Here is a 22,439-nt window from a genome sequence, read left to right on the forward strand (position 1 = left end):
TTGCGACTTACATTAACGGCCAAACTGACCTAGTGAAAGCGTCAGTAGACCAAGACGGTAAACTGCAAATCTTCGCTGGCAACAACAAAGTTGAGGGCGAGGTCGAGTTTTCAGGCGGTCTATCTGGTGAACTAGGTTTGGGCGAAGGCAAAAAAGTAACGGTAGATACTATCGACGTAACCTCAGTTGGTGGCGCACAAGAATCTGTTGCTATCATCGATGCGGCACTGAAATACGTAGACAGCCACCGCGCAGAGCTAGGTGCATTCCAGAACCGTTTCAACCACGCAATCAGCAACTTGGACAACATTAACGAGAACGTGAATGCGTCGAAGAGCCGTATCAAAGATACAGATTTCGCGAAAGAAACGACGGCAATGACCAAATCACAAATTCTATCGCAAGCGTCAAGCTCAATCCTTGCGCAAGCGAAACAAGCGCCAAACTCAGCGCTAAGTCTGCTAGGTTAATTTCAAACCTAAGACGAGAACCTCATTGGCTCGTGGTGAGAGATGAGCGAGTAAACCCAGCTTCGGCTGGGTTTTTTTCTGTCTTTTGGGCCCCCAGGATTTCTGCGAATCACGACATTAGAGCTGCATCACATTTCAGTAAGCCAAAGAAAATAATCGCAAAAAATTGAAAATTTCTTCTAAAGGATATTCATCGGTCGCCGTTAAAGGGACTGAGAGAAATGAGATGTACCTAAGTGAGGTGAGAGACACGACGGTACATTCACTAAAGCCTTAAGGAGATCAATTATGGCGATTAACGTTAATACTAACGTTTCTGCGATGACTGCACAGCGTTACCTAAACCAGGCAGCTGACGGTCAACAAAAATCAATGGAGCGTTTGTCTTCGGGTTATAAAATCAATAGCGCGAAAGACGATGCTGCAGGTCTACAGATTTCAAACCGCTTGAATGCACAAAGCCGTGGCCTAGACATGGCAGTGAAAAACGCAAACGACGGTATTTCTATTGCACAGGTTGCTGAAGGTGCAATGAATGAATCTACCAACATCCTACAACGTATGCGTGATCTTTCGCTTCAATCGGCGAACGGCTCTAACTCAAAAGCAGAACGTGTAGCGATCCAAGAAGAAGTAACAGCGCTAAACGACGAGCTAAACCGTATTGCTGAAACTACCTCTTTCGGTGGTAACAAGCTTCTAAACGGTACTTACGGTACTCAATCTTTCCAAATCGGGGCGGACTCAGGTGAAGCAGTGATGCTTTCTATGGGTAACCTACGCTCAGACACTTCAGCAATGGGTGGTAAGAGCTACGCAGCAGAAGAGGGTAAAGACGCATCTTGGACTGTTGGTGAGAAAACAGAGTTCAAAATGAGCTACACCAACAAGCAGGGTGAAGAGAAAGAGCTATCAATCAGCGCTAAGCAAGGCGATGATATTGAACAGCTAGCGACATACATCAACGGTCAAAACGATGATGTAAAAGCCTCTGTTGGCGAAGATGGCAAACTACAAGTATTTGCTTCTTCTCAAAAAGTTGAAGGTGATGTTGAGTTTTCTGGCAACCTAGCAGACGAGATCGGCTTTGGTGGTCCGAAAGACGTAACAGTGAAAGACATCGACGTAACCACAGTAGCTGGCTCTCAAGAAGCAGTAGCGGTTATCGACGGCGCTCTTAAGTCCGTAGACAGCCAACGAGCTTCACTCGGTGCTTTCCAAAACCGCTTCAACCACGCAATCAGCAACCTAGACAACATTAACGAGAACGTTAACGCGTCTAAAAGCCGTATTAAAGATACTGATTACGCGAAGGAAACCACTGCGATGACTAAGTCGCAAATTCTTCAGCAAGCAAGTACTTCAATCCTGGCTCAAGCGAAGCAGTCTCCATCTGCAGCGCTAAGCTTGTTGGGCTAAGTGGTAAACCCAGCCTGAGGTCAACACCTTAGTGCTGGGGCACCAAAGCGATAGATTCTATCGTTAGCCCATAAGGTGGAAGGGAGATTGTAATGGATATATCCTCCTACGCATCGAACATCCAGCCTTACGGCACGCCAAATGGCACAAAGTTTGCAAATAAAAATGGCAATGATATAGGCACGTCTAGCCCAGCAAATTCAAATGGTGAGATTTCGCCGCAAAAAGCGAAAAACACCGAATACGACTTCTCTGTTCAAGCTGCGATCGAGATGGCTGAAAGCCGTCAAGAACTGAACAAAGAAGAACGTGAAAAATTGGTCGCACAAATGAATGAATTTGTAACGTCCATAAACAAAGGAGTCGCATTTCGAGTGGATGAAGAATCCGGACGAGATGTGGTGACGATTTATGAAGCCAATACCGGTGACGTGATTCGTCAAATTCCTGATGAAGAAATGCTAGTGGTATTGCGTCGCCTAGCTGAGCACACAGCCAACAGCGGGTTGTTGACTGAAAAAGTGTAAGTCGTTTTTAGAGGTGATTTGATGAGTTTAGGCCCTTTGGGGATGTCTGGCGGCATGGATATTAATTCCATGGTCAGCAAAATTGTGGATGCCGAACGCGTACCAAAGCAGCAACGCATCGACAACGAACGCACGACAATTAATGCCAGTATCAGTGCTTACGGACGACTCAGAGAATCATTGGATACGATGAAAAATCTCATGGCGAACTTTCGCCAGGAGAAAGCATTTGCCGTTCGCACTGTCGAAACGACCGATGACAATATCGTATCTGCCACGGCAACCACAGATGCTATCGCTGGCAAATATGCTATCGATGTGTTGCAGCTTGCTCAGAGCCACAAAGTCGCTTCTGACGTATTGCCAGAAGACGCAAAATTTGGCCCTGGTAAGCTGCAGATTTCGCTTGGTGATGAGCGTTTTAATATCGATGTTCGTTCCCGATCTAAGCTCATCGATGTCGTACGCGGCATCAATGGCGCTAAAGATAACCCTGGCGTTCGTGCATCTCTTATTAACGACGTCGAAGGTCCACGCCTTATCCTTGCTTCTAACCTCTCTGGTAAGGATCATCAAATCAGAGTCAGTGTGGAGGCCGAAAAAGGCAACCCTCTTAAATACTTCGAATACCAAACACTTGAAGACCGCGTCAACGCGCTTGAAGAAGCTCGTTCAGCGGCGGAAGATGTCTTAGGTCCTCTTAAATTTCCGGAACAACCAGCAGAAGAGCTAGATGCAAACGGCAATCCTCTACCTCCAGAAGAGCAAAAAGCGGCAGACGATGTACAAGATGATGCATCGCAAGCGCCAATCTCTGCGGCGGGTGCAGAAGCAGCCAAAGCTGGTCAAGAAGCCATTGATGAAGCCAACCGACGCGCGAGTTTACGCCCTGAAGACAGAATTCCAGGGTGGACAGAAACTGCGTCAGGTACTTTGTTGGACTCTTATGAAGAACCAGAGCTCGAACTCGACGAAAAGGCAATAGAGAAGGCACCAGATGTACCAGGCTGGAATAATGCCGCATCGGGCACCCTAACCGATTCTTACGTTACGACGAAAGAGGCTAAGCAGCTTCTCGAGCAAGAAAAAGCGGAAATCGAGCAAAAAATTGCGAGTGAAAAGCAAGCGTTAGACGAAAAAGTGGCACGTGGTGAACTTTCCGAAGCGCAAGCTAAGCAAATTCATCGCGCTAAACTTGATCCTCAAGAACGTGAGCGTCTGGAAAAAATTGATGAAGCAGAAGCGAAAATCGCAAAGGCACAATCTGCTTTTGAACAATACCTTGGAATGACAGAAGTACAAGCAGGGCAAGATTCAGAAGTTCTGCTTGATGGCGTGGCAAAGCTATCTAGCCACAACAATGTGATTGAAGATGCGATCGAAGGTGTTGATTTAACGCTAAAAGGCAAATCAGAACCGAATAAACCGCCTGCTGAAATTGGTGTCGAGTACGACCGTCAAAGTGTACGCAACGATATCGAAAACTTTGTGGCAGCGTATAACTCGTTTTATCAAACCTCCCAAGCGTTGGCGAGTGTGGATCCGGTAACTGGCCAAAAAGGGCCGTTGTCAGGTGACAGCACCGTACGCAGTGCAGATTCACGATTAAAATCGGTCTTTTCTACTCGAATCGATAAAGCACCTGAAAACCTAAAGTCCTTAACAGAATTTGGCATTACGACCACACGTCAAGGCACCCTAGAAATCAACTATGACATGCTAGACCGCCAGTTGAACAATAACTTCAACGAGTTAGAAAAGTTCTTCGGTGGCAACACAGGTTTTGCTAAACGAGTAGAAGATGCGATTCACGGTATCACAGGTATTACAGGCAGTATTCGTACTCGAGAAAAAAGTCTCACAGAACAAAACTACCGTTTGAGTGACGATCAAGCGGCATTAGATCGCCGCATGGAAAGCCTAGAGAAGCGTACTCATGCGAAGTTTACCGCGATGCAAGATGCGACCGGTAAAATGCAAGGCCAGTTAGGCGCTTTGATGAGTGCGTTGGGTTAATAAATGCAAAAAGAACTCATGGAAATTAGTGATATAGATCAACTAATTACGCAAGAATTAGAAAAAATTGATTTTAATGCTGAAGAAATTCTTCGCTTGGTCGATATCAGGGAACGGTTATTGCAAAACCTGTTACCAATTATTCATCAAAATCCTTTGGTTAAGCAGGATGCAGAGTGGCAAGCATTGCTAACTCGTACCAAAAGAATTGTCGAGCTGATGCAATCGGAAACGTCAAAGGTCGGAAAAGAGCTCCATAAGTTTCGTTATGGCCAGCGTTCACTTCAGCAGTACAAAAAATTTATTTAAAAGAGGATTACTATGCGCGGTTCTTTGCAAGCATACAAAAAGGTATCAGTCGACAGCCAGCTTAGCGCGGCTTCTCCGCACAAAGTCATTCAAATGCTTATGGCTGGTGCGATTGAGCGCCTTATTCAAGGTAAAGCAGCCATGCAAGCAGGCAATATTCCAGCAAAAGGTGAGCGCTTAGGTAAAGCGTTAGACATCATTATCGCGCTACGCAGCTGTCTATCTATGGATGACGGTGGTGATATTGCTTCAAACTTAGATTCACTGTATGAGTTTATGATCACGCAAATTTCTGCTGCTAACCATCAAAATGAGCCTCAGCTGATCGACGACGTTATCGACATTATCCGTGAGATCAAGTCCGCTTGGGACCAAATCCCAACAGAGTTTCATAATCTTACCGCTGCTGAAGTTGGTATTTAATAGTCAAAACAATGCGTTAAGATACTAGACGAATATATTTGTCAATTGCGCAACGAGTTGTGTAGCAAAGTTTCTATCAAGCTCACACCTCTCCATTGCTTGGTTGCCTTATTTTTATATTCAAATAAAATAGAAGCCATTAGTAGCCCTAATGGCTTTTTTGTTGCTGATTTTCCTATTTTGTCTATCGTAAATTGAGTGTGGTGGTTCTGCCTTCTTTAGCACCCAATTGCGCAAATCAAGGTTTGGCCGCAACGCACCTAAAATAAAGGCAATCATTCTTACTTATGCATGGTTTGGCAAAGCTGCTTGTAATTGATGATGACGCATCAAGTCGTTTAAATTTAAGCAATATATTGGAATTTGTTGGAGAAAATTGCGAAGCGGTCAGTTCTGATCAGCTCAGCGATGTTGATTGGTCTAGCGTATGGTCGTGCTGTATTGTTGGTAATATTCCAGCAGGTCAAGCGGCGAGTACGGTTATCTCTCATTTAAACAGCGCTTACCACATCCCTCTTCTAGTCATGGGCCGTTTTCCTTTGCCTGTTGATGATCTTCCAAATTTTGTTGGTGAACTAGAGCTGCCGCTTAATTACCCACAGCTTAGTGAAGCGTTACGCCACTGCAAAGATTTTCTGGGGCGAAAAGGAGTGAATGTTGTTGCTAGTGCACGCAAAAACACGCTTTTTCGCAGCTTAGTTGGTCAAAGTAGAGGTATTCAAGAAGTTCGACACCTGATTGAGCAAGTATCAAACACGGAAGCAAACGTGTTGATCTTAGGTGAGTCCGGTACGGGTAAAGAAGTTGTTGCGCGTAACATCCACTATCATTCTTCATACCGCGATGGCGCATTTGTACCTATTAACTGTGGTGCAATACCGCCTGAGCTCCTAGAAAGCGAATTATTTGGTCACGAAAAAGGCGCGTTTACTGGTGCGTTAACTGCCCGTAAAGGTCGATTTGAGCTCGCAGACGGTGGCACTATCTTTCTTGATGAGATTGGCGATATGCCAATGTCGATGCAAGTAAAGTTGCTTCGTGTATTGCAAGAACGCTGCTTTGAACGTGTAGGTGGCAATAGTACCATCAAGGTAAATGTTCGAGTTGTGGCGGCGACACACCGTAATCTAGAAAATATGATTGAAGAAGGTACGTTCCGAGAAGACTTGTTCTATCGTCTGAACGTGTTTCCAATTGAGATGCCAGCGCTGAAAGAGCGCAAACAAGATATACCATTGCTGCTGCAAGAACTGATGACACGTTTAGAGGCGGAAGGCGGACAACCTATCTGCTTTACACCTCGTGCAATCAACTCACTGATGGAGCATAACTGGCCGGGCAACGTACGCGAGTTGGCTAATCTTGTTGAGCGAATGATTATTCTGTATCCAAATAGCTTGGTGGATGTAAACCATCTACCAACCAAATATCGCTACAGTGACATCCCAGAGTTCCAACCAGAGAGCAATCCATTTGTTTCGGTGGAAGAGCAAGAGCGTGATGTATTCCAAGATATCTTCTCTGAAGATTTTAGCTTTGAAGATCAAGACGACCTTGATCACAGCATGAACGCCCCGCAAGCGCTGCCACCGGAAGGGGTTAATTTGAAAGAGCTGCTGGCTGATTTAGAAGTTAATATGATCAGCCAAGCATTAGAAGCGCAGGGAGGCGTTGTTGCAAGAGCGGCCGACATGCTGGGTATGCGACGTACTACGCTGGTGGAAAAAATGCGTAAGTACAACTTACAGCGCTAGGTAAAGTGAAGTTTTAAGACGATATCTGAATAATCACTTGGGCTGGTTAACATCGCTTTTCTGGCATCCAAAACCGTTATCTCTGAGTGTCAACTTATTGTCGATAGCTTAACGTCCTGATAAATATAAAAAATAGCTTGGTACGCTAATTGCTTACCAAGCTATTTTAGTTTTAGCGGCGATATTTCGACAGGCAGTAATGGATAACAACACCAATCAATCCCATTTAGATTCCGTAGAGAATCAGGTTGAGCGCTACAAACAGGTGCTCGATGTGATGCCTGCTGGAGTGATTTTGCTCGATACGTACGGAGTAGTGCGTGAAGCAAATCCAGAAGCGCACCGAATTCTTGAGATTCCACTGGTTAACGAAAAATGGTTCAACGTTATCCAGGCGGTGTTTGACCCACGTGAAGATGATGGCCACGAAGTTTCATTACGTAATGGCCGTAAAGTTCGACTCGCCATCTCGGCGTCCACAACAGGTCAATTGATCCTGATTACCGATTTAACCGAAACCCGTTTACTTCAAGCTCGTGTCAGTGATTTGCAGCGCTTATCGTCGTTAGGACGTATGGTTGCGTCGCTTGCTCACCAAGTAAGAACGCCGCTGTCGAGCGCTATGTTATATGCATCCAATTTGGGAGCGCCAAATCTTCCTCCAGCGACAAAAGATCGCTTCCAAACCAAATTAATGGATCGACTGCACGATTTGGAAAAGCAGGTTAATGATATGCTGCTTTTTGCTAAAGGTGGTGATAATAAAGTCATTAAGCCATTTACGATTGCCCAGTTGGTAGCGGAATACCAGCCGATGGTCGAAACCGCGCTAAAAAACAACAGTATTGATTACTGCCTAGAAGTGGAAGAAGAACAAACTGAACTACTAGGCAATGCGAACGCTATTGCATCCGCATTAAGTAATCTGGTCATGAACGCGATTCAAATGTCTGGTAAAGAATCGCAAGTCGATATTTTTTTCCGCCCGGTAAATGGTGAGTTACGCATTTCTGTGCAAGACAGCGGACCGGGTGTGCCCGAAGAACTGCAAGCCAAAATCATGGAGCCATTTTTTACCACACGTTCTCAAGGAACTGGATTAGGGTTGGCAGTTGTTCAAATGGTTTGCCGTGCCCATGACGGTCGATTGGAACTTATTTCAGAGCAGGGTGATGGAGCCTGCTTCACCATGTGCATTCCGCTAGAGCGAGTGCAAACAGAAGCGCAATAAGCGGCTTTTGGTAATAACAATTTCTGGAGAATCATAATGGCGCAAAGCAAAGTGCTGATCGTAGAAGACGATGAAGGTCTTCGTGAAGCCCTAGTCGATACTCTGGCTCTGGCAGGGTATGAGTGGTTGGAAGCGGACTGTGCTGAAGATGCACTGTTAAAGCTGAAATCGAATACGGTTGATATCGTCGTTTCTGATGTGCAAATGGCGGGTATGGGTGGCTTAGCTCTGCTCAAAAGCATCAAGCAGAATTGGCCTAACTTACCAGTATTGCTAATGACGGCGTACGCCAACATTGAAGATGCCGTGTCTGCAATGAAAGATGGCGCGATCGACTACATGGCGAAACCATTTGCACCAGAAGTGTTGCTAAATATGGTCAGTCGTTATGCACCGATAAAAAGTGATGACAACGGTGATGCTATCGTTGCTGATGAGAAAAGTCTGCGCTTACTCGCGTTGGCCGATAAAGTGGCACGTACAGATGCGAATGTTATGGTGCTAGGTCCGAGTGGCTCAGGTAAAGAAGTGATGTCGCGCTATATTCACAACGCGTCGAATCGTAAAAATGGTCCTTTTGTCGCAATTAACTGTGCCGCGATTCCTGACAATATGCTCGAAGCAACACTGTTTGGCTATGAAAAGGGCGCATTTACTGGTGCTGTTCAGGCATGCCCAGGAAAGTTCGAACAAGCACAAGGTGGCACAATCTTGCTTGATGAAATCAGCGAAATGGACCTGAACCTGCAAGCGAAGTTGTTGCGTGTTTTGCAAGAGCGAGAAGTAGAGCGCCTAGGCAGTCGCAAAAGCATCAAGTTAGATGTTCGTGTGTTAGCGACGAGTAACCGTGATCTTAAGCAATACGTGTCAGAAGGAAACTTCAGAGAGGACTTATATTACCGCCTGAATGTATTCCCAATTGCGTGGCCTGCACTTAAAGAACGTAAAGGCGATATTGCACCGCTTGCCAAGCATCTTGCTGAGCGTCATTGCAGTAAAATGGGCATGCCAGTGCCTCAATTCTCGAGCGTTGCGTTAGAAAAACTATTGCAATACCCTTGGCCGGGTAATGTTCGTGAGTTGGATAACGTGGTTCAACGAGCGCTGATATTAAGTGAAAATGGCGACATCGATGCTGAGCACATTTTGCTTGAGGGCGTAGATTGGCAAGATGCCAATAGCTTACAACACGTGGTGCAAAATGCAGATATGGTCGTGCCCAATGTTAAGCCAGTTGCTCAAGCTGAGAGTGTCAGCCGCCCAGTAACTGGTGGAGAAGGCTTAGGCAGCGAGCTGCGCGATCAAGAATACGCCATTATTTTGGAGACTTTGGTTGAGTGTAATGGTCGACGCAAAGAAATGGCGGAGAAACTGGGTATAAGCCCTCGAACCTTGCGCTATAAGCTTGCCAAAATGCGTGATGCTGGTATAGATATCCCGAATTAACACAGACAACGGCCATAAGACGAAAAGTGTAAGTAAATTGATTGCTAATGTCTTATGGCACGTTAATTGCTGTGTCAATAATCAGTTTTGTTAATAGTCAATCTTTTGGCTTAGAGGTGCTAATGAAAATTGATGGTATTCAGGCAGAAATGCGCGCCATGATGGTAGAAGCAACCAATACGGCTCCTACTGCAAGTGGGGCGAAAGTTGGAGCAGATTTTAACGATCTCCTAACTAAAGCCATCAATAACGTAAACACACTTCAAAAAGCATCTGGTGATTTACAAACCCGTTTTGATCGTGGTGATGCCGATGTATCCCTTTCTGACGTTATGATCGCTCGTAACAAGTCTAGTGTCGCTTTTGATGCGACGGTTCAAATTCGCAATAAACTCGTTGAGGCATATAAAGATCTCATGAACATGCCAGTGTAATTTAGGTAATAAGTGTGGCAGACAAGTCTACAGATTTAACCGTCACTGAAGGCGGCTCAGATGGTGCACTGGTAGCAAGTTCCGATGTGGATGTGGAGAGTCAAAATCCAGATCTAGAGGAGCGTAGTGCGTCAAAATTCGATATGGCAGTGGGCGACCTCGATTTACTTCGTCAGGTTGTGCTTGTGCTGTCGATATCCATCTGTGTTGCATTGATCGTGATGCTGTTCTTTTGGGTCAAAGAACCGGAAATGCGCCCACTTGGTGCGTATGAGACCGAAGAATTGATCCCCGTTCTGGATTATCTGGACCAGCAGAAAATCAATTATAAGCTTGATGGCAATACTGTTTCTGTTGAATCGAGTGAGTACAACTCGATCAAACTTGGCATGGTTCGTTCCGGCGTTAACCAAGCTACAGAAGCGGGCGATGATATTTTGCTGCAAGACATGGGTTTTGGTGTTTCACAACGTCTCGAGCAAGAGCGTCTCAAACTCAGTCGAGAGCGCCAATTGGCTCAAGCAATTGAAGAAATGAAGCAAGTTCGCAAAGCACGAGTGTTATTGGCACTGCCAAAGCACAGCGTGTTTGTGCGTCATAACCAAGAAGCGTCTGCGTCGGTATTTTTGACATTGTCGACAGGCACGAACCTTAAGCAACAAGAAGTGGATTCTATTGTCGACATGGTGGCTAGTGCTGTGCCGGGAATGAAAACTTCTCGAATTACCGTCACAGATCAGCATGGCCGCTTACTCAGCTCAGGCTCCCAAGATCCCGCTTCTGCGGCGCGACGCAAAGAACAAGAATTAGAACGCAGCCAAGAGCAAGCGCTGCGCGAAAAAATTGATTCCGTACTATTACCCATTTTAGGTTATGGCAACTATACGGCGCAGGTTGATATCCAAATGGACTTCAGTGCGGTTGAACAAACCCGCAAACGCTTTGATCCAAACACCCCTGCGACTCGCAGTGAGTACGCACTCGAAGATTACAATAACGGTAACATGGTAGCGGGTATTCCGGGTGCGTTGAGTAATCAGCCTCCAGCGGATGCCTCAATTCCGCAAGATGTGGCTCAAATGAAAGATGGTTCTGTCATGGGGCAGGGTTCAGTTCGTAAAGAATCCACGCGTAACTTTGAACTTGATACGACCATCAGCCACGAGCGAAAGCAGACCGGGACAGTGGCTCGTCAGACCGTTTCTGTTGCGATTAAAGACCGTCGTCAAGTTAACCCTGATACGGGTGAAGTGACTTATACCCCAATGTCCGAATCTGAAATCAATGCCATTCGCCAAGTATTAATTGGTACCGTTGGCTTTGATCAAGGCCGTGGCGATTTGCTGAATGTATTGAGTGTAAAGTTTGCTGAGCCAGAGGCTGAGCAGCTAGAAGAACCACCAATTTGGGAGCACCCTAACTTCAGTGATTGGGTTCGTTGGTTCGCAAGTGCATTAGTGATTATTGTGGTTGTGTTGGTTCTGGTTCGCCCAGCAATGAAGAAATTGCTTAACCCTACCAGCGATGATGAAGACGAAATGTACGGACCAGACGGCTTGCCGATTGGTGCGGATGGTGAAACTAGCTTGATTGGCAGTGACATCGAAAGCAGCGAACTGTTCGAGTTTGGCTCAAGTATTGATTTGCCAAACCTTCATAAAGATGAAGATGTATTGAAAGCGGTTCGCGCTCTGGTTGCGAATGAACCTGAACTGGCTGCTCAAGTAGTGAAAAACTGGATGAATGACAATGGCTAACGATATCGTACCTCAAGATGACAACGCCGCGGGAATGCCAGTAGAGCTGGATGTTTCAACCATTACTGGCGAAGAAAAAGCGGCAATTTTGCTACTGAGCCTTAATGAACAAGATGCAGCTGGCATTATCCGTCACCTAGAACCAAAACAGGTTCAGCGTGTTGGTAGTGCGATGGCTCGCGCGAAGGATCTCAGCCAAGACAAGGTATCTGCTGTTCATCGTGCGTTTTTGGAGGATATCCAGAAATACACCAACATTGGTATGGGCAGCGAAGACTTTATGCGTAATGCATTGGTTGCCGCTCTTGGTGAAGACAAAGCCAACAACTTAGTTGACCAGATCCTACTTGGTACGGGCTCAAAGGGTTTGGATTCTTTGAAATGGATGGACCCACGCCAAGTGGCGAGCATTATTGTCAATGAACACCCACAGATTCAAACTATCGTACTGTCTTATTTAGAAGCAGACCAATCTGCAGAGATTTTGTCTCAGTTCCCTGAGCGCGTGCGTTTGGATCTGATGATGCGTATTGCCAACCTTGAAGAAGTTCAGCCATCAGCATTGGCAGAGCTGAACGAAATCATGGAGAAACAGTTCGCGGGTCAAGCGGGTGCACAAGCAGCCAAAATTGGCGGCCTGAAAGCAGCAGCGGAGATCATGAACTACCTAGACAACAACGTCGAAGGTTTGTTGATGGAACAAATTCGCGATCAGGACGAAGACATGGCGACGCAAATCCAAGACCTAATGTTTGTCTTCGAAAACTTAGTCGAGGTGGACGACCAAGGTATTCAGAAGTTGCTGCGTGACGTACCACAAGACGTGTTGCAAAAAGCACTCAAAGGTGCAGATGACTCGTTACGTGAGAAAGTCTTCAAGAACATGTCTAAACGTGCTGCTGATATGATGCGTGATGACATAGAAGCGATGCCGCCAGTACGAGTGGCAGATGTAGAAGCCGCTCAGAAAGAAATCTTAGCAATTGCCCGTCGAATGGCGGATGCTGGTGAGCTTATGCTATCTGGCGGTGCTGACGAATTCTTATAATTTCTATTGCTTCGCAATTATCCTATTGCGGAGCACCCTCACTTCTTAATCGAACACACAATAGGTAACCCATGGCTGGCGATAGAAAACGTGGATTTATCCGTCCTGATGAAGATGATTCGATGATCGAACCCCAACGTTGGGGGCTGCCTGATTATGGCGAGCCTAAAGCCAAACAAGCAAAACAAACCGCGTTCAACTATGACCCGGGATGGGTGCCGAATTTTGATGAGCCTGAAGAAGAGCAGCCACTTGCGCTAACCGAAGAGCAAATTGAACTGATTAAGCAAGGTGCTTATCAAGAAGGCTTACATCAAGGTCAGGAAGCTGGCTTTAAGCAAGGTTACGACAAAGGTAAAGAAGAAGGGTTGCAAGCCGGCCATGCTGAAGGTCTCGAGCTCGGAAAAGCTGAAGGGGTAACTGCAGGGCAAGAATACATTCAGCAGCAAGTTGAAACTTTTATGAACTTGGCCAATCAGTTTGCTCAACCTTTGGAGTTGATGAATGCTCAGGTTGAAAAGCAGCTGGTGGATATGGTGCTCTGTTTAGTTAAAGAAGTGGTGCACGTTGAAGTACAAACCAACCCTCAAATTATTTTAGATACAGTGAAGCAGTCGGTCGAAGCGCTACCAATATCAGGCCACCCTATTACCTTGCACCTGAATCCAGAGGATGTCGCGATTATTCGTTCAGCTTATGGTGAAGAAGACCTTAATTGTCGCAACTGGACGTTAGTTGCTGAGCCATCGCTCAATCGAGGTGATGTCCAGATTGAAGCCGGTGAATCAAGCATTAATTATCGCATGGAAGAACGCGTCAAAAGCGTATTGCACAGCTTTTGTGGCGCAAACCGTCATCAAGAGGGTGAGTAATCCATGCAAGCACTCGCTGACCGCTTAAAAAACTACAAAGTTGAAGGCCTTACGACGCGCCCTGTCGCCTCTGGCAAACTGGTGCGTGTGGTTGGGTTAACGTTGGAAGCGACCGGCTGTCGCGCACCAATTGGCAGTTTATGCTTAGTGGAAACCATGTCAGGTCAGATGGAAGCCGAGGTTGTCGGCTTTTCAGGTGACAACCTATTTTTAATGCCAAGCGAACAAATTACGGGCATTTTACCTGGCGCGAGAGTCACCCCTTTAACCAGTGACGCTGGTTTGCCTGTCGGCATGGAGTTACTTGGGCGCGTGATAGACGGGGTTGGGAATCCACTTGATGGACTTGGCCCTTTGTATACCGATCATCGTGCCTCTTTTAATGCCGAGCCGATCAACCCGTTGGCTCGAAAACCAATTTCTGAACCGCTCGATGTTGGCCTAAAAGCCATCAATGGTTTGTTGACGGTTGGTAAAGGTCAGCGTATCGGTCTGTTTGCAGGTTCTGGTGTGGGTAAATCGGTCACGCTTGGCATGATGACGCGAGGCACCACCGCACAGGTTGTGGTCGTCGGCCTGATAGGTGAGCGTGGACGTGAAGTTAAAGAGTTCATCGAAGAGATCTTGGGTGAGGACGGTCGTCGCCGCTCAGTGGTGGTCGCGGCGCCTGCCGATGCTTCACCTCTAATGCGCTTAAAGGGGTGCCAAACGGCATTAACGATTGCTGAATACTTCCGGGACCAAGGGTTAGATGTTCTGCTATTGATGGACTCGTTGACTCGTTTTGCACAAGCACAGCGTGAAATCGCACTTTCTGTTGGTGAGCCGCCAGCGACGAAAGGTTACCCGCCTTCTGTATTTGCCAAGCTGCCAGCGCTGGTTGAGCGAGCGGGTAATGGAAGTGCCGAACAAGGCTCGATTACGGCGTTCTTTACCGTCTTGACCGAAGGGGATGATTTGCAAGATCCGATAGCGGATGCATCGCGAGCCATTCTTGATGGCCATATTGTTCTTTCTCGTGAAATGGCGGATGCAGGCCATTATCCGGCGATTGATGTCGAGAAGTCGGTGAGCCGTGTTATGCCGCAAATCACGACCGAAGAGCACGTTCTGATGTCAAAAGCCGTGCGACAGGTCTTGTCTATTTGTCGCAAGAATCAAGATTTGGTCTCGATTGGAGCGTACAAACCGGGTACCGATCCTGCTATTGATGGCGCATTTACTTTGAAACCGAAGTTAGACGAATACTTGCAGCAGAGCATGAAAGAATCGGTGCCATACGATATGTGCGTCAATATGCTTAGAAACATTTTGGGTGGGTGATAGCGCATGAATAATGCGATGGAGTTTCTACTTGAGCAAACTAAGGATCGTGAAGACCAAGCTGTGCTTGCACTGAACAAAGCGCGTTCTGAACTCGAAGATTATTACCGTCAGGTTGAACAAATTGAAAAGTATCGGCTTGATTATTGCCAGCAACTCGTCGACCGTGGTCAGGCGGGCCTAACGGCAAGTCAATATGGACATTTAAATCGATTCCTTACCCAGCTAGATGAAACTTTATCTAAGCAAAAGCAAGCAGAAAGTCATTTCAAAGAGCAGGTTGAAAACTGTAAAGAATATTGGTTAACCGTGCGTAAAGAACGCAAATCCTATGAGTGGATGATAGGCAAACGCGAAAAAGAGAAACAACTTGCTGAAGCTAAGCGCGAACAAAAGCAAATGGACGAGTTTTCCACCTTACTTTACAGTCGAAAACCACATCGTTTCTAAACGTTATCGGTTCGATATTGCATTACGGTGTTGCAGTTGACTACATCTCTACCGATTCAAGTAAGGTAACTTTGATTGAGTCTTGTTCAATTAGCTCAAATACCTTCGGTCGAATCTCGCGAACCCACCACTCGTTGTATGTTTTTTCGTAGAGAGTCTGGCGTGCTTGTTCATTGTCGAACTCTCTAAGCCAAACAAAATAGTCATGTCCATCGTCACCAGTGTGGACGTAAGTATTCAGTACACGCATGCCTTGTGAGCGTTGATAGGGCAACAGTTCTTCCTTCATCCAACTTAGCCATTGCTTTGTTTTGCCTGCTTTGATTCTATATTGGCGTAATTCTGTGATCTTCAAAGTGATTCCTTAATTGTTAAGCAAAGTGTCTGTTTACGCTTATCGTTTTTCAAAGTCAATCAAGTAGCTGTACATCATGTTAGGAACCAGGTTCTCGGATAGTACTGTTGATGTTTGTTCCATAAACATGCCATCTATTAGCTTGCCGAGAATTGGCTCAATATTGTGGTGTGATTTTTGCATTTTAGCTGTCAGTATCGGGTCTTTTTGACCTTTGTTTGCCGCCAGTATTGCTGCCTGTCAGCGATACGCTCAGAGCCACGAGAACGAGAGTTTCTAAATGAGTGTGAATTTGTCCCATGTATCTGCGACTACCAAGGCGCCAGTTTCTGATGTGTCCGCTAAAGCGTCCGCAGAGAGCACTGAGAGCAAGGGATTTTTAGAAACGTTAACCGATGCGTTTGCTGGTAAACAAAAGCCCGAAAAAGTAGCAACAGAATCGACAGTGGTTGAAGAAAAAGAAAGAGCGGATGTAGGCAGTACTTCTTCTGCTAACGTCTCGGACGAATTGTTGGCGCAAGAAAGCCAAGAATCCGTCAGTGACGAGACCCATGGTTTTGATGAAATATCAGCAAACAAACCGAATGCAACCTTAAGTGAAGAAGCAAGTTTACAACAGGCGAGTAACAGCACACCTTTGGAGAATGATGTTGAAGCTATTGAAAAAGTGAAATCAACATCAATCGATACGAGTAACCCATCAAATACAATGGACGTAAAAAGCACGATGGGCGAAGGACAACAGCTTCTTGGTCGAATTGAACAAGCGAATCAAACCCTGAATGCGAGTAATGCATCCATCGATAGTGGCAAAGTTTTGCCTCAGAGCGCGAATTTAGTGCATTCGTTCCACGAGCAAGCAACCGTTTCGACACATCTTGATGAGCTGGCTTTGAATGAAACGCCATCAGTTCATTCGCTTGAACAAGCACAGATGATCCCAGGACAAGACTTAGAGCCAATTTTAGATAAGAATGGTCAACCTATCGATGTCGACAAACTTTCGCCTGAGTTTGCTGCTTGGCAAGAGCTAGCGAAACAAGCCAGCCATCCGACGGCTAAGAGCGCAGTCAGTGGTGAAGTAGCTAATGAGCTGTCGCCGTTGTTAACAGACGTTGATGGTTCCAACATCGACGCGCTTCCACGAGTCTCCTTGGATGAACTTGAAGTTATAGATACCAAGTTGGCGCAAGGAAAACCACTGACTCAGCAAGAAGCTCAGATCATTGAAGGGTTGAAACAAGGAAGGATCACGGCGGATATTCCTGAGCAAGACCTTGCCCAATTTGTTGCGCTCCCTAATGACATTAAACAGATTCTCGCAGAGCAACAAGTACAACATAATTTAACTCGCCAGGCTGGACCTATGGCAGTGTCTCAGCAAATCCAGCATACAGCGGCTCAAGTACCCCAGCCACAAACTGCTCATAGTGGAGATAAAGTCGCATTATCTCCAACGCCTGATACGTTGATAGCCGCGCAAGTGCCGACGTCGCTTCAAGGTGTGAAAGACGGAGAGATTAGCCAGAAAGTGATGAACGCAGCATTGGCGACTGGTGCGCTAAAGGCGACTGCTGATAAACAAGATAAGCCGGACCTCCAACACGGTTTCGCTGGACAGCTTCAGGCTATGGCAGGTCAGCAAGGAATTAATGTACAGCAACAAGCGCGTATTGATGCTGCACAACAAGCTCAGTTTCCGTTGCAACTAACTAAAGAGCTGGCCAACGAGCAAGTTGCGGAAAAAGTGCAAATGATGATGTCGAAGAATCTGAAAAATCTCGATATTCGTCTTGATCCACCAGAGTTAGGTCGTATGCAAATTCGTATGACCATGAATAACGACGTTGCCAATGTACATTTTACAGTGAACAACCCGCAAGCTCGTGACATTATTGAACAGACGCTCCCTCGTTTGAGAGAAATGTTAGCGCAACAAGGTATGCAGCTGGCTGATTCTTCCGTCCAGCAACAAAACAGCGGGCAACAGCAAGGTAGATATACTGCTGAACAACATGGTCAAAGCGCGCAAAGTGGCGGTTTTTCTGGACAGTCCGAAGAGGGTTTTGAATCTGATGTCAATCTGGATTTGAATGTCGCTTCAAAGCGTGATGGAATTAGTTTTTACGCATAAAAGGCCGTTTAACGGCAATGGAATATGGTTACCAAGCAACTCACTAAAACGTCTTGGTAACTCAAAAAAACAATAAGAGACAAGAATGGCAGAAGAACAGTTACAAGGGGCCGATGCGCCGAAAGGAAAAAGCAAGTTACTTATCATCATCATCGCTGTTGTAGTATTACTACTTGGTGGCGGGGCAGCGGCATTTTTTCTAATGGGCTCTGATGAACCTGCTCATGCTGAATCGTCTCAACAGGCTCAAGTGAAGGCATCGGATGCTGCGCCCATCGCGTATGTGAATCTTCCTCAGGCATTTGTATTTAACGTTACTGGGGATAGCCGCGATAGGCTGGTTCAAATTAAAGCGCAGTTAATGGTTCGCGGTGCAGAAAATGAAGAGTTGGCGCGGTATCATTCGCCACTGATTGAAAGCTCTATGCTATCAACGTTTGCTTCCGCGACGGTTGATCAATTGCGCTCTCCTACAGGACGAGTGGAATTGCGCGATCGTGCTTCCGAAGGTATCAAAGCAGCGCTGAATGCTGCGGTCGGTAAGCCAGTGATTGAAAAAGTACTGTTTACAGATTTTGTTATTCAATAGGTAAAACGTGACCGATCTATTAAGCCAAGACGAAATTGATGCGCTATTGCATGGGGTTGACGATGTTGATGACGTCGATGAACCGATAGAAAACGACACTGAGGGTGCCGTCAATTTTGATTTCTCGTCGCAAGACAGAATCGTACGTGGTCGAATGCCGACGCTCGAACTTATCAACGAGCGCTTTGCACGGCACATGCGTATTAGTCTGTTTAATATGCTGCGTAAAACGGCAGAGGTGTCGATCAATGGCGTGCAGATGATGAAGTTTGGTGAATACCAGAACACATTGTACGTGCCAACCAGTTTGAACATGGTGCGTTTTCGTCCGTTAAAAGGCACTGCGTTGATCACCATGGAGGCTCGTTTAGTCTTTATTCTGGTAGAAAACTTCTTTGGCGGTGATGGTCGATTCCACGCCAAAATCGAAGGCCGCGAATTTACCCCAACGGAACGCCGCATCATTCAGTTGTTACTGAAAATTGTATTTGAAGATTATAAAGAAGCGTGGTCGCCAGTGATGGGGGTAGAGTTCGAATATCTCGACTCTGAAGTAAACCCAAGTATGGCAAACATTGTCAGCCCGACAGAAGTGATTGTCGTGAGTTCATTCCATATAGAAGTTGACGGCGGTGGCGGCGATTTTCATGTCGTTATGCCTTACTCCATGGTTGAGCCTATCCGTGAACTATTGGATGCAGGTGTTCAGTCCGACAAGATGGAAACGGACGTTCGCTGGAGCTCAGCACTACGTGAAGAGATCATGGATTGTCCGGTTAACTTCCGCGTGAACTTGCTCGAAAAAGACATTTCTTTGCGTGATCTCATGGAGCTGCAACCGGGCGACATCATCCCGATTGAAATGCCAGAACATGCGACGATGTTTGTAGAAGACCTACCGACCTATCGCGTAAAAATGGGTCGTTCGGAAGACAAATTAGCGGTGCAAATTTCTGAGGAAATTGAGCGCCCACATGTCGTCAAAACAGATTTAGCTTTCTTAGGTAAAGACATCATGTCCGAGCTTGAGAATGAAGACGATATAGACCATTAAGATACCTTATTAAACAGACATGCTATGGCATGAGTAAGGCGTAACACAGGATAGAAAAATGGAACCAAGTGACGATCAAAAGCTAGCAGACGAATGGGCAGCCGCTCTTGGCGAAGACCCGTCTGCCCCTTCTGTAGACGTAGATGAAGTATTGGCTGCGCCACTGGAAGAGCTAAAAGACACTTCAAGCCCAATTAGCGAAGATGAGCGTCGTAAACTCGACACTATTATGGATATCCCGGTGACGATTTCGATGGAAGTCGGTCGTTCTCAAATTAGCATTCGGAACCTGTTGCAGCTTAACCAAGGTTCGGTTGTTGAGTTGGATCGTCTAGCCGGTGAGTCGCTCGACGTATTGGTTAACGGTACTTTGATTGCTCACGGCGAAGTCGTGGTCGTCAACGATAAGTTTGGTATCCGTTTGACGGATGTGATCAGCCAAACTGAACGAATTAAGAAGCTGCGTTAAGATGAGTCGTTCAATCAAAATGCGATTGAAGCAAATCACTGGAGCACTGAGCTTAATGCTAAGTGCTCCTTATGCATTTGCTGCCGCACCAAATAATCTGGATCTTGCGACGACACTTGGCTCGCTTGTGCTTGTAATCGGCGTGATTCTTTTGCTGGCTTGGTTGCTGAAACGTATGCAAGTGCCAGCGATGGGACAACAAAAGGGCTTGCGTATAGTGAGTCAGTTGCCAGTGGGTACAAAAGAAAGAATCGCAGTAGTTCAAGTGGGTGAAGAACAGTTTTTGGTTGGGATTACTAGCCAATCGATCCAAACTTTAGCCAAGTTAGATAAGCCACTGAAAGAGGAAGAGTTGGCGACCAATGCTTTTGCGACTCAATTTAGCCAGCTGATCAAAAAACATGACAAAGGGTAATCCAATTCGTTTGCTCCTGAGTACGTTGTTACTTTTTGTCGGCGTGCTGTTTTCTTCATTTACCTTTGCTGAAGCAGAGGAGTCAGCGCTGCCAGATAACTTAGCCGATGGAAGTGGTGTTACAGTTCAGGCTATGCAAAGTGATACTGGTGCTAGCCGTGCTATGTCCGTTTCTAGTGGCGGTGGTATTCCAGCATTCACCATGACCACGAACCCTGATGGCAGTGAAGACTACTCGGTTACACTACAAATTTTAGCGTTAATGACCATGCTTGGCTTCTTGCCTGCCATGGTGATTCTGATGACCTCGTTCACTCGAATTGTGGTGGTGATGTCGATATTGCGTCAGGCAATGGGTTTGCAACAAACGCCTTCTAATCAGGTCATTATTGGTATTGCGCTGTTTTTGACCTTTTTTGTTATGTCTCCTGTCCTGAACGAAATCAACGACAAAGCTGTTCAGCCTTATTTGAACGAGCAAGTTACGGCGCGAGAAGCGTTTGATGCTGCACAAGCGCCAATGAAAGCATTTATGCTTAAGCAGACCCGAATCAAAGATTTGGAGACGTTCGTAACCATGTCAGGAGAGCAAGTCGAGAATCCAGAAGATGTGTCGATGGCGGTGTTGATTCCGGCTTTTATCACCTCAGAGCTAAAAACTGCATTCCAAATTGGCTTTATGCTCTTCTTGCCGTTTTTGATTATTGACCTTGTAGTCGCTTCGGTACTGATGGCAATGGGTATGATGATGTTGTCACCAATGATTGTTTCGTTGCCGTTCAAGTTGATGTTGTTCGTATTGGTCGATGGTTGGAACTTGATACTCTCGACACTTGCGGGCAGCTTTGCCCTTTAGATAAGCGCAGATAGAGGATAAGACATGACACCAGAAATGTTTGTCGAGCTTTTCCGTGAAGCTCTTTGGATGGTGCTTATCATGGTCTGCGCTATTATCATCCCAAGCTTGCTGATCGGCCTTGTAGTTGCGATTTTTCAAGCTGCGACATCCATCAACGAACAAACATTGAGCTTCTTACCGCGTTTGATTGTCACGCTTTTGGCCCTGATGCTGTTTGGGCATTGGATGACGCAAATGTTGATGGAATATTTCTATGGCTTGATTGAACGCTTACCTCAGGTGCTTTATTAGAGGCGCCTATGGAGTACCCCACTAGCGTTGTCTTAGATTGGATCGCAAACTACTTCTGGCCCTATGTTCGTATCTCATCCATGTTGATGGTGATGACAGTAACCGGGGCCCGATTTGTTTCGCCAAGAATCCGCCTTTACCTCGGTTTAGCCATCACTTTCGCTGTCATGCCAGCCATCCCCGCTGTACCTCAAGACATTGAGCTACTCTCGTTTCGTGGCTTCATGACCATTGCCGAGCAAATGATCATCGGCATAGCGATGGGTATGGTTACTCAATTTATGATTCAAACCTTTGTCCTACTTGGTCAAATATTGGGTATGCAATCAAGTTTGGGCTTTGCTTCTATGGTTGATCCCGCAAATGGTCAGAACACGCCATTGCTTGGCCAGTTATTCATGTTCTTAACGACAATGTTTTTCCTTGCCACCGATGGACACTTAAAAATGCTGCAATTGGTGGTGTTCAGTTTTAAAACTTTGCCGATTGGCTCCGGCTCGCTCAACGCGGTTGATTTCCGTGAAATGGCAGGCTGGCTTGGTATTATGTTCCAAACGGCACTGAGTATGTCTCTATCTGGCATTATTGCGCTACTGACCATTAACTTGTCGTTTGGTGTAATGACCCGTGCCGCACCACAGCTGAATATCTTCTCGCTTGGTTTTGCTTTTGCTTTGATGGTGGGTCTATTACTTTGTTGGTACATACTGGCTGGTCTATACAGTCATTATGAAATGTTCTGGACAGTGGGTGAGGCGCAGATTTGTCGGCTTATTCGCTTGGAGTGCTAAGAT

General features: G+C 46.1%; 25 protein-coding genes. 23 read left to right on the forward strand and 2 right to left on the reverse strand.

What is annotated here, in order from left to right; genetic code table 11:
- The 15 genes from KJB35_RS26015 to fliJ all read left to right on the forward strand — a co-directional run.
- Nucleotides 1-470 (forward strand): flagellin (locus KJB35_RS26015; protein ID WP_285460074.1); only part of this gene is annotated, 470 nt, incomplete at its 5' end.
- Nucleotides 471-758: 288 nt separating this feature from the next.
- Nucleotides 759-1,889, forward strand: coding sequence for a flagellin (locus KJB35_RS26020; RefSeq protein ID WP_005380449.1), 1,131 nt, complete (start codon nt 759-761; stop codon nt 1,887-1,889).
- Between the two features lie 92 nt (nt 1,890-1,981).
- Nucleotides 1,982-2,416, forward strand: coding sequence for a flagellar protein FlaG (gene flaG, locus KJB35_RS26025; RefSeq protein WP_005384493.1), 435 nt, complete (start codon nt 1,982-1,984; stop codon nt 2,414-2,416).
- A 21-nt stretch (nt 2,417-2,437) separates the two neighbouring features.
- The gene (fliD, locus tag KJB35_RS26030) at nt 2,438-4,432 is read left to right on the forward strand and encodes a flagellar filament capping protein FliD (protein WP_017635955.1); all 1,995 of its coding nucleotides are present in this window, start codon (nt 2,438-2,440) and stop codon (nt 4,430-4,432) included.
- 3 nt (nt 4,433-4,435) lie between these two features.
- Entirely contained in the window at nt 4,436-4,741 is a 306-nt protein-coding gene (locus KJB35_RS26035) for a flagellar protein FliT (RefSeq protein WP_005380456.1), read from the forward strand.
- Between the two features lie 12 nt (nt 4,742-4,753).
- Nucleotides 4,754-5,164: a flagellar export chaperone FliS gene (fliS, locus tag KJB35_RS26040; RefSeq protein ID WP_005380457.1), complete on the forward strand. Its 411-nt coding sequence runs from the start codon at nt 4,754-4,756 to the stop codon at nt 5,162-5,164.
- 287 nt (nt 5,165-5,451) lie between these two features.
- On the forward strand, nt 5,452-6,918 hold the full coding sequence (locus KJB35_RS26045) for a sigma-54 dependent transcriptional regulator (RefSeq protein ID WP_005384490.1): 1,467 nt from the start codon (nt 5,452-5,454) through the stop codon (nt 6,916-6,918).
- Between the two features lie 199 nt (nt 6,919-7,117).
- Entirely contained in the window at nt 7,118-8,149 is a 1,032-nt protein-coding gene (locus KJB35_RS26050; RefSeq protein ID WP_005380459.1) for a PAS domain-containing sensor histidine kinase, read from the forward strand.
- Nucleotides 8,150-8,185: 36 nt separating this feature from the next.
- Entirely contained in the window at nt 8,186-9,595 is a 1,410-nt protein-coding gene (locus KJB35_RS26055; RefSeq protein WP_085569737.1) for a sigma-54 dependent transcriptional regulator, read from the forward strand.
- A 122-nt stretch (nt 9,596-9,717) separates the two neighbouring features.
- Complete coding sequence (fliE, locus tag KJB35_RS26060) at nt 9,718-10,029, forward strand: flagellar hook-basal body complex protein FliE (protein ID WP_005384482.1); 312 nt, start codon at nt 9,718-9,720, stop codon at nt 10,027-10,029.
- A gap of 14 nt (nt 10,030-10,043) precedes the next feature.
- On the forward strand, nt 10,044-11,786 hold the full coding sequence (fliF, locus tag KJB35_RS26065) for a flagellar basal-body MS-ring/collar protein FliF (RefSeq protein WP_005380462.1): 1,743 nt from the start codon (nt 10,044-10,046) through the stop codon (nt 11,784-11,786).
- Nucleotides 11,779-12,834, forward strand: coding sequence for a flagellar motor switch protein FliG (gene fliG / locus KJB35_RS26070; protein ID WP_005380470.1), 1,056 nt, complete (start codon nt 11,779-11,781; stop codon nt 12,832-12,834). Before fliF ends, fliG begins: the two co-directional genes overlap by 8 nt.
- Nucleotides 12,835-12,905: 71 nt before the next feature.
- Nucleotides 12,906-13,706, forward strand: coding sequence for a flagellar assembly protein FliH (fliH, locus tag KJB35_RS26075; protein ID WP_005394317.1), 801 nt, complete (start codon nt 12,906-12,908; stop codon nt 13,704-13,706).
- A 3-nt stretch (nt 13,707-13,709) separates the two neighbouring features.
- Nucleotides 13,710-15,029 carry a flagellar protein export ATPase FliI gene (gene fliI / locus KJB35_RS26080; RefSeq protein ID WP_046875538.1) on the forward strand — a complete coding sequence of 440 codons (1,320 nt, stop codon included), beginning with the start codon at nt 13,710-13,712 and terminating at the stop codon, nt 15,027-15,029.
- 6 nt (nt 15,030-15,035) lie between these two features.
- Nucleotides 15,036-15,479, forward strand: coding sequence for a flagellar export protein FliJ (gene fliJ / locus KJB35_RS26085; protein WP_193837309.1), 444 nt, complete (start codon nt 15,036-15,038; stop codon nt 15,477-15,479).
- Nucleotides 15,480-15,519: 40 nt separating this feature from the next.
- Here the strand turns inward: fliJ and KJB35_RS26090 are convergent, their stop codons facing one another.
- On the reverse strand, nt 15,520-15,834 hold the full coding sequence (locus KJB35_RS26090; RefSeq protein ID WP_104975530.1) for an NIPSNAP family protein: 315 nt from the start codon (nt 15,832-15,834) through the stop codon (nt 15,520-15,522).
- A 39-nt stretch (nt 15,835-15,873) separates the two neighbouring features.
- Nucleotides 15,874-16,017, reverse strand: coding sequence for a hypothetical protein (locus tag KJB35_RS26095; RefSeq protein WP_005394314.1), 144 nt, complete (start codon nt 16,015-16,017; stop codon nt 15,874-15,876).
- A 97-nt stretch (nt 16,018-16,114) separates the two neighbouring features.
- Between KJB35_RS26095 and KJB35_RS26100 the strand changes: the two genes are divergently transcribed.
- The 8 genes from KJB35_RS26100 (at nt 16,115) to fliR (ending at nt 22,436) form a co-directional block, all read left to right on the forward strand.
- Nucleotides 16,115-17,968 carry a flagellar hook-length control protein FliK gene (locus KJB35_RS26100; protein WP_238843030.1) on the forward strand — a complete coding sequence of 618 codons (1,854 nt, stop codon included), beginning with the start codon at nt 16,115-16,117 and terminating at the stop codon, nt 17,966-17,968.
- Nucleotides 17,969-18,053: 85 nt separating this feature from the next.
- Nucleotides 18,054-18,557 (forward strand): flagellar basal body-associated protein FliL, encoded by a 504-nt coding sequence (gene fliL, locus KJB35_RS26105; RefSeq protein WP_285357938.1) that lies wholly within the window; start codon nt 18,054-18,056, stop codon nt 18,555-18,557.
- A 7-nt stretch (nt 18,558-18,564) separates the two neighbouring features.
- Nucleotides 18,565-19,611 (forward strand): flagellar motor switch protein FliM, encoded by a 1,047-nt coding sequence (fliM, locus tag KJB35_RS26110; protein WP_017635951.1) that lies wholly within the window; start codon nt 18,565-18,567, stop codon nt 19,609-19,611.
- Between the two features lie 58 nt (nt 19,612-19,669).
- Nucleotides 19,670-20,080 (forward strand): flagellar motor switch protein FliN, encoded by a 411-nt coding sequence (gene fliN / locus KJB35_RS26115; protein ID WP_005380479.1) that lies wholly within the window; start codon nt 19,670-19,672, stop codon nt 20,078-20,080.
- A gap of 1 nt (nt 20,081) precedes the next feature.
- A complete protein-coding gene (gene fliO, locus KJB35_RS26120; RefSeq protein WP_005380480.1) occupies nt 20,082-20,495 on the forward strand; it encodes a flagellar biosynthetic protein FliO in 414 nt (137 codons plus the stop codon).
- Nucleotides 20,482-21,351, forward strand: coding sequence for a flagellar type III secretion system pore protein FliP (gene fliP, locus KJB35_RS26125; RefSeq protein ID WP_005394311.1), 870 nt, complete (start codon nt 20,482-20,484; stop codon nt 21,349-21,351). Before fliO ends, fliP begins: the two co-directional genes overlap by 14 nt.
- A gap of 24 nt (nt 21,352-21,375) precedes the next feature.
- Entirely contained in the window at nt 21,376-21,645 is a 270-nt protein-coding gene (gene fliQ / locus KJB35_RS26130; protein ID WP_005380488.1) for a flagellar biosynthesis protein FliQ, read from the forward strand.
- A gap of 8 nt (nt 21,646-21,653) precedes the next feature.
- Nucleotides 21,654-22,436, forward strand: coding sequence for a flagellar biosynthetic protein FliR (fliR, locus tag KJB35_RS26135; protein ID WP_005384463.1), 783 nt, complete (start codon nt 21,654-21,656; stop codon nt 22,434-22,436).
- The last annotated feature ends 3 nt before the right edge of the window (nt 22,437-22,439 follow it).

It is taken from the genome of Vibrio sp. D431a, assembly GCF_030248655.1.
Lineage (GTDB): Bacteria > Pseudomonadota > Gammaproteobacteria > Enterobacterales > Vibrionaceae > Vibrio > Vibrio alginolyticus.

Coding starts and splice junctions, on each gene's coding strand:
- KJB35_RS26020 (WP_005380449.1), top strand. CDS start 759: ATGGCGATTAACGTTAATACTAACGTTTCTGCGATGACTGCACAGCGT.
- flaG (WP_005384493.1), top strand. CDS start 1,982: ATGGATATATCCTCCTACGCATCGAACATCCAGCCTTACGGCACGCCA.
- fliD (WP_017635955.1), top strand. CDS start 2,438: ATGAGTTTAGGCCCTTTGGGGATGTCTGGCGGCATGGATATTAATTCC.
- KJB35_RS26035 (WP_005380456.1), top strand. CDS start 4,436: ATGCAAAAAGAACTCATGGAAATTAGTGATATAGATCAACTAATTACG.
- fliS (WP_005380457.1), top strand. CDS start 4,754: ATGCGCGGTTCTTTGCAAGCATACAAAAAGGTATCAGTCGACAGCCAG.
- KJB35_RS26045 (WP_005384490.1), top strand. CDS start 5,452: ATGCATGGTTTGGCAAAGCTGCTTGTAATTGATGATGACGCATCAAGT.
- KJB35_RS26050 (WP_005380459.1), top strand. CDS start 7,118: ATGGATAACAACACCAATCAATCCCATTTAGATTCCGTAGAGAATCAG.
- KJB35_RS26055 (WP_085569737.1), top strand. CDS start 8,186: ATGGCGCAAAGCAAAGTGCTGATCGTAGAAGACGATGAAGGTCTTCGT.
- fliE (WP_005384482.1), top strand. CDS start 9,718: ATGAAAATTGATGGTATTCAGGCAGAAATGCGCGCCATGATGGTAGAA.
- fliG (WP_005380470.1), top strand. CDS start 11,779: ATGGCTAACGATATCGTACCTCAAGATGACAACGCCGCGGGAATGCCA.
- fliH (WP_005394317.1), top strand. CDS start 12,906: ATGGCTGGCGATAGAAAACGTGGATTTATCCGTCCTGATGAAGATGAT.
- fliI (WP_046875538.1), top strand. CDS start 13,710: ATGCAAGCACTCGCTGACCGCTTAAAAAACTACAAAGTTGAAGGCCTT.
- fliJ (WP_193837309.1), top strand. CDS start 15,036: ATGAATAATGCGATGGAGTTTCTACTTGAGCAAACTAAGGATCGTGAA.
- KJB35_RS26095 (WP_005394314.1), bottom strand. CDS start 16,017: ATGCAAAAATCACACCACAATATTGAGCCAATTCTCGGCAAGCTAATA.
- KJB35_RS26100 (WP_238843030.1), top strand. CDS start 16,115: ATGAGTGTGAATTTGTCCCATGTATCTGCGACTACCAAGGCGCCAGTT.
- fliL (WP_285357938.1), top strand. CDS start 18,054: ATGGCAGAAGAACAGTTACAAGGGGCCGATGCGCCGAAAGGAAAAAGC.
- fliN (WP_005380479.1), top strand. CDS start 19,670: ATGGAACCAAGTGACGATCAAAAGCTAGCAGACGAATGGGCAGCCGCT.
- fliO (WP_005380480.1), top strand. CDS start 20,082: ATGAGTCGTTCAATCAAAATGCGATTGAAGCAAATCACTGGAGCACTG.
- fliP (WP_005394311.1), top strand. CDS start 20,482: ATGACAAAGGGTAATCCAATTCGTTTGCTCCTGAGTACGTTGTTACTT.
- fliQ (WP_005380488.1), top strand. CDS start 21,376: ATGACACCAGAAATGTTTGTCGAGCTTTTCCGTGAAGCTCTTTGGATG.
- fliR (WP_005384463.1), top strand. CDS start 21,654: ATGGAGTACCCCACTAGCGTTGTCTTAGATTGGATCGCAAACTACTTC.